This is a genomic window from Gemella taiwanensis, from assembly GCF_054054385.1.
This window is the reverse complement of sequence record NZ_JBSMTL010000008.1, coordinates 22,555-34,295: the sequence shown is the minus strand read 5'-3', so window position 1 is coordinate 34,295 and position 11,741 is coordinate 22,555. Positions and strand designations below refer to the sequence as shown.

Annotated in this window: 14 protein-coding genes; 3 read left to right on the top strand and 11 right to left on the bottom strand. The window is 30.0% G+C overall.

From position 1 onward, the window contains the following. Window positions 1-462: a 6,7-dimethyl-8-ribityllumazine synthase gene (ribH, locus tag ACWOA3_RS06480; RefSeq protein ID WP_003147907.1), complete on the top strand. Its 462-nt coding sequence runs from the start codon at window positions 1-3 to the stop codon at window positions 460-462. Between the two features lie 61 nt (window positions 463-523). Here ribH and guaB read toward each other — a convergent pair whose 3' ends face one another. The 8 genes from guaB to ACWOA3_RS06440 all read right to left on the bottom strand — a co-directional run bounded on the left by guaB (window position 524) and on the right by ACWOA3_RS06440 (window position 8,424). After that, window positions 524-1,987 (bottom strand): IMP dehydrogenase, encoded by a 1,464-nt coding sequence (guaB, locus tag ACWOA3_RS06475; protein ID WP_442566271.1) that lies wholly within the window; start codon window positions 1,985-1,987, stop codon window positions 524-526. A 17-nt stretch (window positions 1,988-2,004) separates the two neighbouring features. Continuing rightward, the gene (locus tag ACWOA3_RS06470) at window positions 2,005-2,595 is read right to left on the bottom strand and encodes a xanthine phosphoribosyltransferase (protein ID WP_442566272.1); all 591 of its coding nucleotides are present in this window, start codon (window positions 2,593-2,595) and stop codon (window positions 2,005-2,007) included. Between the two features lie 108 nt (window positions 2,596-2,703). Beyond that, window positions 2,704-3,579 carry an Hsp33 family molecular chaperone HslO gene (hslO, locus tag ACWOA3_RS06465; protein ID WP_456884832.1) on the bottom strand — a complete coding sequence of 292 codons (876 nt, stop codon included), beginning with the start codon at window positions 3,577-3,579 and terminating at the stop codon, window positions 2,704-2,706. Window positions 3,580-3,665: 86 nt separating this feature from the next. Then, entirely contained in the window at window positions 3,666-4,211 is a 546-nt protein-coding gene (locus ACWOA3_RS06460; protein WP_456884831.1) for an LOG family protein, read from the bottom strand. A gap of 33 nt (window positions 4,212-4,244) precedes the next feature. Next, window positions 4,245-5,018 carry a type III pantothenate kinase gene (locus tag ACWOA3_RS06455; protein ID WP_442566275.1) on the bottom strand — a complete coding sequence of 258 codons (774 nt, stop codon included), beginning with the start codon at window positions 5,016-5,018 and terminating at the stop codon, window positions 4,245-4,247. A 155-nt stretch (window positions 5,019-5,173) separates the two neighbouring features. After that, a complete protein-coding gene (locus ACWOA3_RS06450) occupies window positions 5,174-6,352 on the bottom strand; it encodes a helix-turn-helix transcriptional regulator (RefSeq protein ID WP_456884829.1) in 1,179 nt (392 codons plus the stop codon). A gap of 27 nt (window positions 6,353-6,379) precedes the next feature. After that, on the bottom strand, window positions 6,380-7,201 hold the full coding sequence (locus tag ACWOA3_RS06445) for an ABC transporter permease (protein ID WP_442566276.1): 822 nt from the start codon (window positions 7,199-7,201) through the stop codon (window positions 6,380-6,382). Continuing rightward, window positions 7,201-8,424 carry an ABC transporter ATP-binding protein gene (locus ACWOA3_RS06440; protein ID WP_456884826.1) on the bottom strand — a complete coding sequence of 408 codons (1,224 nt, stop codon included), beginning with the start codon at window positions 8,422-8,424 and terminating at the stop codon, window positions 7,201-7,203. Before ACWOA3_RS06440 ends, ACWOA3_RS06445 begins: the two co-directional genes overlap by 1 nt. A gap of 504 nt (window positions 8,425-8,928) precedes the next feature. Here ACWOA3_RS06440 and ACWOA3_RS06435 point away from each other — a divergent pair. Together ACWOA3_RS06435 and ACWOA3_RS06430 are read left to right on the top strand one after the other, a co-directional pair. Beyond that, window positions 8,929-9,495 carry a 5-formyltetrahydrofolate cyclo-ligase gene (locus ACWOA3_RS06435; protein ID WP_456884824.1) on the top strand — a complete coding sequence of 189 codons (567 nt, stop codon included), beginning with the start codon at window positions 8,929-8,931 and terminating at the stop codon, window positions 9,493-9,495. Further along, the gene (locus ACWOA3_RS06430; protein ID WP_172497792.1) at window positions 9,470-10,225 is read left to right on the top strand and encodes a class I SAM-dependent methyltransferase; all 756 of its coding nucleotides are present in this window, start codon (window positions 9,470-9,472) and stop codon (window positions 10,223-10,225) included. Before ACWOA3_RS06435 ends, ACWOA3_RS06430 begins: the two co-directional genes overlap by 26 nt. A gap of 17 nt (window positions 10,226-10,242) precedes the next feature. Here the strand turns inward: ACWOA3_RS06430 and ACWOA3_RS06425 are convergent, their stop codons facing one another. From ACWOA3_RS06425 to ACWOA3_RS06415, 3 genes are all read right to left on the bottom strand, one after another. After that, window positions 10,243-10,509 carry a UPF0223 family protein gene (locus tag ACWOA3_RS06425; protein WP_456884821.1) on the bottom strand — a complete coding sequence of 89 codons (267 nt, stop codon included), beginning with the start codon at window positions 10,507-10,509 and terminating at the stop codon, window positions 10,243-10,245. Window positions 10,510-10,517: 8 nt separating this feature from the next. After that, on the bottom strand, window positions 10,518-11,192 hold the full coding sequence (locus tag ACWOA3_RS06420; RefSeq protein WP_003147925.1) for a response regulator transcription factor: 675 nt from the start codon (window positions 11,190-11,192) through the stop codon (window positions 10,518-10,520). A gap of 98 nt (window positions 11,193-11,290) precedes the next feature. Next, window positions 11,291-11,656 (bottom strand): VanZ family protein, encoded by a 366-nt coding sequence (locus ACWOA3_RS06415; protein ID WP_456884820.1) that lies wholly within the window; start codon window positions 11,654-11,656, stop codon window positions 11,291-11,293. Window positions 11,657-11,741: the final 85 nt, after the last annotated feature.

The window sequence follows — 11,741 nt, the reverse complement described above, 5'->3', positions numbered from 1 at the left end:
ATGACAACATTTGAAGGAAAATTTATAGGTAAAGATATTAAGGTAGCAATTGTAGTAGCACGTTTTAACGAGTTCATTACATCTAAATTATTAGGTGGAGCTAAAGATACGTTAATTAGAAACGAAGTAAAAGAAGAAAACATCGATGTATACTGGGTTCCAGGAGCATTCGAAATTCCATTCATTACTAAAAAATTAGTAGCTACAAATAAATACGATGGTATCGTTACATTAGGAAGCATTATTCGTGGAAGCACTAGTCACTATGACTTAGTTTGTAACGAGGTAGCAAAAGGTGTAGGTCAAATCAATCTTAACAGCGAAATTCCTGTAATGTTCGGTGTTATAACTACTGAAGACATCGATCAGGCTATCGAAAGAGCTGGTTCAAAAGCCGGAAACAAAGGTAGCGAGTGCGCTCAAGGGCTTCTTGAAATGATAGACTTAACTAAACAAATCTAATAACTAAAACAAAGCTAGGAACTTGAACTTCAAGCTCCTAGCTTCTTATTATCTATAATTATTATTTAGAGTAGTTTGGACTTTCTTTTGTAATTTGAACGTCGTGTGGGTGAGATTCGATTAATCCAGCACCAGTCATACGAACAAATTGTGAGTTTTCACGAAGCGCATGTAAATCACGTGAACCAGTATACCCCATACCTGCACGTAATCCACCAATGATTTGGTAAATTGTTTCAGAAACAGCACCTTTATAAGGTGTACGTCCTTCGATTCCTTCTGGAACTAATTTCTTACCATCTTCTTGGAAGTAACGGTCTTTAGATCCTTTTTCCATTGCTGAGATTGATCCCATTCCACGGTATGCTTTGAATGTTCTACCTTGGAAGATTTCTAATTCACCTGGAGATTCTTCACAACCTGCAAGCATAGAACCTAACATTACTGCGTGTCCTCCAGCTGCGATAGCTTTTACTACGTCTCCAGTATATTTAATTCCACCATCAGCGATGATTGTTTTTCCTAATTCACGAGCCACTGTAGCACAGTCATAGATAGCTGTAATTTGTGGAACTCCTACCCCTGCAACTACACGTGTAGTACAGATTGATCCAGGTCCAATACCAACTTTAACAACATCTGCTCCAGCTTCAAATAAATCACGAGCAGCTTCTCCAGTCGCTACATTTCCTGCGATAATATCTAAATCAGGATAGTTAGTTCTTAATGTTTTAACTGCATCTAATACCCCTTTAGAGTGTCCATGAGCAGTATCAACTACGATAGCATCAACTCCAGCTTCTACTAAAGCATCAACACGGTCAACTGTGTCGTTAGTAATACCTACAGAAGCAGCTACTAGAAGACGTCCTTTAGCATCTTTTGCTGAGTTAGGATATTTAGCTAATTTTTCAATATCTTTAATAGTGATTAATCCTGTTAATTTACCAGATTCATCAGTTAAAATTAATTTTTCAATTTTGTGACTACGTAAAATTACACTAGCTTCTTCTAGCGTAGTTTTTTCTGGAGCAGTAATAAGGTGCTCTTTAGTCATTACTTCGCTAATTTTAATATCAAAGTCAGTTAAGAATCTCATATCACGGTTTGTGATAATTCCAACAACTTTCATGTCATCTTCATTGTTTACAATAGGCACACCTGAAATTCTGTATTGTTGCATTAAGTTTTCTGCTTCGTATACAAGACTATCTGGTGTAAGGAAGAAAGGATCTGTAATAACTCCGCTTTCTGAACGTTTAACTTTTCTTACTTGTTCAGCTTGTTCTTCAATAGTCATATTTTTGTGAATAACACCGATTCCACCCTCGCGAGCCATTGCTATTGCCATTTTATGTTCTGTTACTGTATCCATCGCAGCAGAAATAATTGGTACTGATAGTTTAATTTTCTCCGTTAAACTAACTTTTAAATCAACTTTTTTAGGTAAAATGTCACTTTTAGCTGGTACTAATAGCACATCATCAAATGTTAAACCTTCTTTTTGAAATTTATTTTCCCACATTTTATTTAAATCCTTTCTTATTTCTCATCATCAGCATTATTAAATTTAACTTCATTATTCTCTAGAGAAGCAATTCTACATAAAGAACAAACATTGACATTCTTTTTGTCTAATAATTTTCTACCATCTTGGAAACTTTTCTCAACTAGTATCCCTACTCCTACTGTCTCTGCTCCAGCCTTATCTACTATTTCCATAAGACCTAGAGTAGCTTGTCCATTAGCAAGAAAATCATCAACAATAAGTACTTTGTCATCTTTATTAATGAACTTTTCTGAAACTACTATAGTATTAGTTATATTTTTCGTGTAGCTATGAACCTCGGCAGCGTATACATCATTATTTTTTAATGTTGATGGTTTACTCTTTTTAGCGAAAACCATCGGCACTTTAAATAAGTTTGCTACCATAATCGCTGGTGCAATACCACTTGCCTCGATTGTCAGAATCTTCGTTATTTTTTCGTTTTTAAAATACTCGTAAAAAGACTCTGCCATTTTCATCATTAAGCCAGCATCGATTTGATGGTTTAAAAATGAATCAACTTTAAGGACATTATTATCATAAACTTTACCATCGGTAATAACCATTTCTCTTAGTAATTCCATAACTCCTCCTATATAAACTTTGAGTAATTTTACTTATGATACCAAACTTTTATTGAAAATTCAAGAGCCTAATGAAATGTTAATCATTAAGGCTCTTTATTCATAATATTATTTTAAATTGTCTAATAAGTCAGTAATTTCTTTTTGAGAAAAATGATATTTTTCTTTACAAAACGCACAGACTAACTCCGTAGTTTCTTGTTTAGCAATATCTTCTAACTCTTTTTTTCCTAATGTTACTAAAGCATCAGCATAACGTTCTTTAGAACATGTACATTTAAATACTACATCATTCTTCTGTAAGATACGATAGTTTTCTTCTCCACCGAAGATTATATTTGCAATCTCTTCAGGAGTTTTACCCTCATGAATTAAAGTAGAAATTGGTTTAATATTACTTATTGCTTTTTCTATCTTTGTTATCGTCTCATTTGTAGCATTTGGAAGTACTTGTAAAATAAATCCACCAGCTGCAATTACAGAATTATCAGTTTCTACTAATACCCCTAGTGAAACTGCAGAAGGAACCTGCTCACTAGCAGCGAAGTAATAAGTGAAATCTTCTGCGATTTCTCCAGATACTATCGGTGAAGTAGTAGTATACTTTTCATTTAATCCTAAGTCACGTACTACCGTGATATTTCCTCCTCCAACTACTCCTTTCACATCAAGCTTACCTTGAGCATTACTTGGAATATGAACTTGCATATTTTTAGCATATGCTGTAGTTTTCCCTATCTCATTTGATGATGCATAGATTGTTCCTACAGGACCATCTCCACGAACAGCAACATCAATTCTATCTCCACTCTTAAGCATAGCACCCATCATTGTAGTAACCGTAGCTGTACGACCTACTGCTGCTATTGCTGTTGGATAAGCATCATGTCTTTGTCTAATTTCTTCTACTAAATCTGTAGTTTTTGTTACAAAAAATCTAATTTCATCGTTAAAGGCTAATCCTCTAATCAAATAATCTTTCATTAAAATAAATTCCTTTCAATTCTAGAACTTCTTATTACGATGTACTATTATACATTTTATTTCCATTATTGTCTATTTATTTACGTTTATAAATTTTTATAGTTAGCTATGAATTGTTCCATTTCTTCTATATTATCTGTAAATAAAGTATTTTTCCTATCTTCAATAGTTAAGAAACCTTCTTCTACCATCTTATCAAAATATTGTTCTAAAAAGTCATAATAACCATTAATATTCATTAAAATACAAGGAGCATCTTTTTTACCAACTCTCACCCATGAGATTACCTGTGATATCTCTTCTAGTGTTCCTGGTCCACCTGGTAAAGAAATAAACACATCACCAAGATCAACAAGTTTAGTTTTTCTCACCGACATATCATTAACAATAATCAATTCATTAATATCATTGCGGCTAATTTCTCTGTCTACTAAAAATTGTGGCATTATACCTATGACTTCTCCATCATTTTCTAAGACAGTATCAGCAATAGCTCCCATTAGACCTACTTTCCCACCACCATATACTAAAGTATGATTGTTTCTAGCAATCCACTTACCAAGTTCTATTGCATTTTCTTTATACAATTCACTTTTTCCATTATTTGCTCCACAAAAAACTGTAATTTTCATTGTAGTTATATCCTTTTCATAGTTCTTCAAATATTATTTGTTATTATTCATTTTGTACAATTCAATTATACCTTTTAAAGTTAATTCTTCATCAACTATATCCACTACGTCACTGTACTTGGCTATAAATTTTGATAAGCCCCCAGTTAAAACTACTTTGTAATCTTTACCTAAGTCTTGTTGTAAATGCTTAACGATATTCTCAAACTGTCCTAGGAATCCGTAAAATAATCCTGCTTGCATTTGACTAGTAGTATCCATTCCTAAAGAGGTACTCACCGCTTCAAATTCCACCCTAGGTAGTTTTGCTGCCCTTGAATATAATGCTTCCGCACTAATATTCATACCTGGACAAATAATACCTCCACGATAATTCATATCTTCATCTACACAATCAAATGTTGTAGCAGTACCAAAATCAACTACTATAGCTGGTAAATATTCACTAACTTTTGCTCCGACAATATCAACTACACGATCGGCTCCTAATTTACTACTATATGGCTCAGGTACCTTTATACCTGTGTTAATATCAGCCGAAACAATAATCGGTTCTTTTTCAAAGTATTTCTTACTTAACAATTCTAATGCAAACATCATTTTAGGAACTACACTTGATATTACCACTCCATCAAAATCTTTAAACTTAATCCCTTTATCAATAAAGAAATTTCTAATAATAACATATAGTTCATCTTCTGTTTTAGTATTATCCGTTGCTATACGCCATGAATGAAGCATCTTATAGTCACTACTAAATACTCCAAGTACGATGTTTGTATTTCCTACATCTAATGCAAAAATCATCTTTAATCTCCTACGATTTACTATTTTTAAGAATGATTATATTATACCACAATTGCATAAATGCAAGTAGCAAAATACAAAATTAACGATATATATTATTTACATAACATATAAAAAAAGATTATTGACTATTTTAGCCAACAATCTTTTCTATATTATCTTTTAGATAATGACTCTCTATATTTAAGAGGTGTCATTTTCACTAGTGTTTTAAATATTCTAATGAAATAACTTGTATCGAAGTACCCAATATAATCTGCAACTTCTGAAATTGAAAAATCAGTATTCGCTAATAAATAGCACGCGTTAGATATACGTTTATCGTGAATATAATCTACAATACTAATTCCCATATCTTTATTAAAGATAGAAGAAAGATAACTCTTATTAACACCTAGATAATCACTAACATTATCTAAACTGATTTTTTCAGAAATTTGGTCATTGATATAAGCTATACAATTTCGAACCACAGCTTGTTTATCTTTATATTTATTTCTATCAACTAACAGACAGTAACTTCTAATAACATCTTCTGATAAGTCATAGTTATCAAGTTTATTTTTAATTTTAACCCATAATTCTTCAATTCCTAAGAAATCATCATTGTGTTGTTCAAGAGCATAACGTAATAAATCATTCATATTATATGATTTTCTACGACGAACGTTAACACCTTGATCAATGTGGCATTCTTCTACTCCGTGATTTCTACGACGTAAGTCAAAAAGCATATTAACACGAGAAATATTACCTTCTACTACAGCTTGTAAAATTTCATGTTTAAACTTAACTTCACTCTCTAGAATGCTATTTAAGTATGTATTTTTTCTAGATGATGTTCTTCTTACATTTTTCACACTAGAATCTTCAATTAAAACAATAGCATCTAAGAAGTCTACATTTTCATCTTCTACTAATAATTCTACTAAATAGTTGAATTTTTTTCTTGGTGTAATTGGTAATGAAAAATATATATCACATATTAATTCACTGATACTTGCACCATATTTTGTTAATGACTCTTGGAATAATTTAGTTGGTATTAAATATTCTAAGAAAGGAGTAATTAAATAGAAATCATCTTCATTATCACTCGGAATAAATAAACATGAAATCCCTAATCCACTTTGGCATTTCACAAGTTTCCCAGCATGTAACCCCTCTTTAATCTTAGGAAGATTTCTCTTAATAAATCTACTAAAAATACTGCTTAATTGTTCTTCACCTAAGTCAAAACGTATTTCTTCATCTGTATATTTATATGATAACACATCTCCATTTAAATCCAGAATATCCATAATTCGCTCAATTTTCTTTAATGAACTTCTCATTTTACCTACCTCCTAACGATCTATACTCTAATCTATTGTGATATCGCGTCTTGCATTTACAACGTATGAAACTACAAAGAATACAAAACTATATGCTACTAACATAATAATTAACGCATTTGCATTGTCAAACTTAAACATTTCTTTTACAGTTTGACGACCTGCTTCACTTGAATAATATGCGCTAAATAAAGGTACATCAAACATGTGATATTTTGCCCATGAGAATTTTGAAACAGCTAAAATTGTTAAACCTTGTATCAGTCCCGTTCCTAAAAGTGATAGCATAACTAATACTAATGATAGAATTTGAGTTTTGAATACTACACAAACTAACACTACCATAGCTACAAAGAAGATATACACTGCTAAATCAGCTAAATTTGTAATAATTAATTGTTTAGCAACTGTTCTACCAAAATATCCTTCTTCTATAGTATCATTTAAATGATTTAACCCTATTTTATTTTTGAAGAATACATAGTTTTTAGTCACAAAATCGAATACTGTTCCTACTACTAGGAAAATAATATAGTTGATAAATGCTAATACTATTTTAGCAGTAAGTATTGCAGAACGTGATTTTGGTCTTGTATATAAGAACTTAATAGTTCCTTTTGAGTATTCTTGAGATAAGTTGTTTGCTAACATAATTAGTGAGAATACCATAGCTACTGAACCCGCAACAACTGTTATTCCACTAAGTATTTTTACCGCATCCACTCCATCTTCAAACTGTCTTTTAGCAATATAACTATTTAATAAAATAATTCCAAATGACAGTAAGAAATATAACCATGTAGTTTTCTTTTTATAATCTTTTATAAATTCATTTATTAATAATTTCATTATTTTCTCTCCCCTCCTGTGATTTGTAGGAATCGATCCTCTAATGATGTTGTTAATTCACGAATTGTATCTAATTCAACATTATTAGTTACTAGATATGTAATAATACGAGATTTTTCTTCACGACTTAGGTTTTCAAATACGAATCCATCTTTAGTCACTTCATATCTAACACCTAATTCTCTTACTAATCTTTCTGTTTTTTCCACATCATGAGTTGAAATTAATGTTTTAATAACTTCATCTGCTACTAGGTTTTCTAATTTATCATCAGCAATAATTTTACCTTTTTCGATAACAATAACTCTATCAGAAACTTTTTCAATTTCATCTAATAAATGAGATGAAATTAAGATTGATACACCAGTTGCAGCTATTTCTTTAAGTTTATTACGAAAATCTTGAACTCCTTGAGGATCTAATCCATTTACCGGTTCATCAAGGATAAGAACTTTAGGATCATTTAGCAATGCTTGAGCTAACCCTAAACGTTGACGCATACCTAAAGAATAAGTTTTAACTTTCTTTCTAATTACTTTACTTAAACCAACGAACTCTACTAGTTCTTTCATACGTGCTCTTGTTACTTTTTTACCACATACACGTGCAATTTGTTTTAAGTTAGCCCAACCTGACATATAATTATAAAATTCAGGTGTTTCAATCATCGCTCCAACTTCTTTAAGCATAGCAGTTCTTCCTAAACCTAAAGGTTTTTCAAAACAATAGACATCACCTTTTGATTTTTTAGTTAACCCTACCATCATTCTCATAATTGTAGTTTTACCACTTCCATTAGGCCCTAGTAATCCAATTATCTCACCTTCACGCATGTCGAATGTAATGTCTTCAACAATTGTTTTTAATCCAATACGTTTTTTAAGTCCTAATACCTCTAATACTACAGGTTTTTCCTCAACTTTTTCTACTTTTTTCCCTACTAACGCTTCTTCTTTCTTTATTGCTTGCACTAGCTCATTTTTATCTAGTACAACTGTTTCGGCATACTCATCAGTTACTTCTTCTGTAACAGTTGGCATAATCACTGTTTCTTCAAGATTTTCTTGTTCATTATGAGTCTTTCTAGTATAAGTAGAAGAATTCTCTATATCAACTTGCTTTCTTATTTTTTCAAGCAGGTTTGAATAATCATCTGATTTTTTACTATTTTTTGCCAATTCATCATTACTTAATAAATCTTTATTTTTTTCTGAATTTGTCATTATTTGTAGAAGATTCCTTTCTCATAAATTTTCTTTTATATTATATCATATTTATACTATTATTTCCATTAAATAATGAATAATTATTTTTTATTTTACTACTTTTATCTTGCAGATACGGCAAATCATAATTTAAGATTTTTATATTTATAAAAATCTCATAATATTATGAAAATCTGAAACCCACCTACAACAACATTTACAGTTTTTACATCCATTTATATTTTCTTAAAATTTTGATTATACTTGTACATACTTTAATATAAAAATTCTAAAAATTAATAGATAACGTGTATCTCCATATCATAACTTTATCTACCAATAAAATCCATATTTGTTTTTATAATAACTTTTTGAACACCTTTACCATAAAAATTTTTATTACAGATATAATGTACTTTTTCTCATTTACATAATCATAAATATATCATTCAATTATTATACTATATCAAAAATATAATTGTATTTAGATTTATGATATAATATAACGTGAGGTGATAAGTTATGAAAAAAACACTTAGAAAAAAATTTATATCCGAACGAAATAATTTAGAAAATGACTATAGAAATTCATCTACTAATAAAATCTTTACAATATTAGAAGATCAAGATTTCTTCAAATCCTCAGAAAAAATATTCATATACGTAGGATTTGGTAGCGAAATTTCAACTGAAATTTTTATAAAAAAATGGATAAACAAAAAACAAATATTTGTTCCTAAAATAGAAAACGTCAAGATGAATTTAATTCAGTTGAATTCCTGGGATGAACTTAATCCCGGGCATTTCAGAGTATTAGAACCAACTTCATCTGATTACTATAAAGGAAAAATAGACTTAGTTATTACACCTTCTATCGTTTTCGATAAAAATGGATATCGACTTGGTTACGGTAAAGGATACTACGATAAATATTTCTCATCTAGAGAATATGGTATTAGTGTCGGTTTATCTTACCATAAACTACTACAAGATAATGTCCCTAAAGAAGATCACGATAAAAAAGTAGATGTAATCATAACCGAGGAGAAAACTTTTATAATCAATGAAAAATATAATAGTAACAACTAGTGTAAAAACGAACCTAGAACTTAACGAAGAAGCTCAACAACTCGCGGATGATTTAAGATTAAAATATATTATTAGGAACAAAAAAACAATAAAACAACTACTATCTTCAGTAGATGGTGTACTTGTAGTCTATAAAAACAAATTAAGCTACTTCGAAGATGATTCTGAACTCTTCTTTCATTTAGACACAACAGCTCTTAAGATAAAAAATTCAGATAACGAACCGTTAGTAGAAATAATCAAAGAAAAAGAACAAAGCATTCTTGATTGTACTATGGGCCTAGCTGGAGACAGTATATTACTAAGTTATTATGGACATAAAGTTATATCTTTAGAAAAAAATAACATCATTCACCTAATCACAACCAACGGTCTAAAAAACTATATTTCTCCTAATGTAGAAATTAATAAAGCAATGCGTAAAATTAAAACTTATAATGTTGATTGTCTAGATTATTTAAAAAATTGTCCTGATGCTAGTTTCGACATTATATACTTCGATCCTATGTTTTCTCATAACATTACAGAATCAAGAAATCTTGAAGGTATACTTCCCTTAGCCGACACTACCTTTCCTTACGAAGAATTTATAAAAGAGGCGAAAAGAGTCGCAAGAAAAAAAATAATAGTAAAAGCACATTTTAAAGATAATATCTTCGAAAAATTTAATTTTACTCAAATAATAAGAAAAAACACAAAATTTCATTACGGATATCTTGACCTAAAATAAAAACCAAAAATCAAGCATTAAAGCTTAATTTTTGGTTTTTCATTTTTCATTTCTTTTACTGCTAAATAACCATCAAAACCTGTGATTTCTTTAAAATCACGATACAATAAATTTTCTACAGATTTCGCACGAACTACACTTTTAAATTCTTTATATGCAGATTTAAACTCTGTAAGTTCCACACCTGACAAGTAACACTCTTCAATTAAGTCTAAGAACTTAATAATCGTTGTTATTTCCTCAGTATTATATAGCGTATAATCTATTGGATAATTGAACTCCATATCCTTACCTACTCAAAAGTATATCCGACACCACGAACAGTTCTAAGATTTTTGTCATAACCAATTTTTCGTAGTTCTTTTCTTAATCCTGAAATGTAAACCTCAATCGCATTAATAGTTGTTTCTGAATCAACACCCCATACACGATCAAAAATTTCTTCTTTCTCTAATACAATATTATTGTTTATAACGAAAAAAGATAATAATTCAAGATATTTTCCTTTAATAGATTCTAACGTTCCACCATTAGATGATACCAATTCGTTTTTAAGATCTAATACTAAATCTTTATACGTAATTTCATTTTCACCTTTTAGATTACTTTCACGTTGAAGTAAGTTAGACATAGTTGTTAGTAAAAGAGAAGCATCCGCTACACGTGGTAGATATTCCGTTACTCTATGCTTCATAACTCTTGCCTTTTCTTCAGTTGACTCAGCTATAGTGATTACAATTACTGGTATTTTTAGTTCTTTTTCTTCACGAATATAATCTAATAGATCTATTCCACCCATTCCGGGTAAGATACTATCCGTTATGATAAAATCATATACATTTTCATCAATATATTTTCGTCCATCTAGCCCATTATAACAAACATCCGCATCGAATTTTTCTGCGATTGCTGCTTTTAACGATGAAGCTAATAATTTATCATCTTCTACAATAAGCGCTTTAAGCATCAAAAACTCCTCCTTTTATTTTTTAACTTTTAATTCTCTAAGTAAATATTTTATAACTTTTCTAAAAAAAATACAACTAAAAACTACTATATTTTTCACTATTTTTTCATAATAAGAAAATACATAATACTAGATATCATTATCCCTACTAAAGCACCGCTACTGTCTATTAGTACATCTATGATATTACCATCTCTTCCAGCTACAAAAGTCTGATGAAATTCATCACTAGAAGCGTATACAACAGAAAATACAAAGCTCACTATTGCTGTTTTTCTATAATCTTTAAATTCATTACTTTTCACAAATAAATTTGATAGATAAGAAAATGAAAAAAATCCTAAAATCATATATTCATTAAAGTGACCTAATTTTCTTATGATTAAATCACTTGATATCTTCGAAGATTCCTCACCAACTTGATTGGAAAATAAAAATATCGCAGTGCAAATTAAAATCAACATTATTAATGAAAAGTATTTCTTATATAAAAGTCTAATAAAAATTTCTCCTTAGTATTTAATTTAATATTTTTTCCTACTTTATATC

Bases quoted from the DNA above. Each gene is read 5' to 3' on its own strand.
- ribH (WP_003147907.1), top strand. From the start codon at position 1: ATGACAACATTTGAAGGAAAATTTATAGGTAAAGATATTAAGGTAGCA.
- guaB (WP_442566271.1), bottom strand. From the start codon at position 1,987: ATGTGGGAAAATAAATTTCAAAAAGAAGGTTTAACATTTGATGATGTG.
- ACWOA3_RS06470 (WP_442566272.1), bottom strand. From the start codon at position 2,595: ATGGAATTACTAAGAGAAATGGTTATTACCGATGGTAAAGTTTATGAT.
- hslO (WP_456884832.1), bottom strand. From the start codon at position 3,579: ATGAAAGATTATTTGATTAGAGGATTAGCCTTTAACGATGAAATTAGA.
- ACWOA3_RS06460 (WP_456884831.1), bottom strand. From the start codon at position 4,211: ATGAAAATTACAGTTTTTTGTGGAGCAAATAATGGAAAAAGTGAATTG.
- ACWOA3_RS06455 (WP_442566275.1), bottom strand. From the start codon at position 5,018: ATGATTTTTGCATTAGATGTAGGAAATACAAACATCGTACTTGGAGTA.
- ACWOA3_RS06450 (WP_456884829.1), bottom strand. From the start codon at position 6,352: ATGAGAAGTTCATTAAAGAAAATTGAGCGAATTATGGATATTCTGGAT.
- ACWOA3_RS06445 (WP_442566276.1), bottom strand. From the start codon at position 7,201: ATGAAATTATTAATAAATGAATTTATAAAAGATTATAAAAAGAAAACT.
- ACWOA3_RS06440 (WP_456884826.1), bottom strand. From the start codon at position 8,424: ATGACAAATTCAGAAAAAAATAAAGATTTATTAAGTAATGATGAATTG.
- ACWOA3_RS06435 (WP_456884824.1), top strand. From the start codon at position 8,929: ATGAAAAAAACACTTAGAAAAAAATTTATATCCGAACGAAATAATTTA.
- ACWOA3_RS06430 (WP_172497792.1), top strand. From the start codon at position 9,470: ATGAAAAATATAATAGTAACAACTAGTGTAAAAACGAACCTAGAACTT.
- ACWOA3_RS06425 (WP_456884821.1), bottom strand. From the start codon at position 10,509: ATGGAGTTCAATTATCCAATAGATTATACGCTATATAATACTGAGGAA.
- ACWOA3_RS06420 (WP_003147925.1), bottom strand. From the start codon at position 11,192: ATGCTTAAAGCGCTTATTGTAGAAGATGATAAATTATTAGCTTCATCG.
- ACWOA3_RS06415 (WP_456884820.1), bottom strand. From the start codon at position 11,656: ATGTTGATTTTAATTTGCACTGCGATATTTTTATTTTCCAATCAAGTT.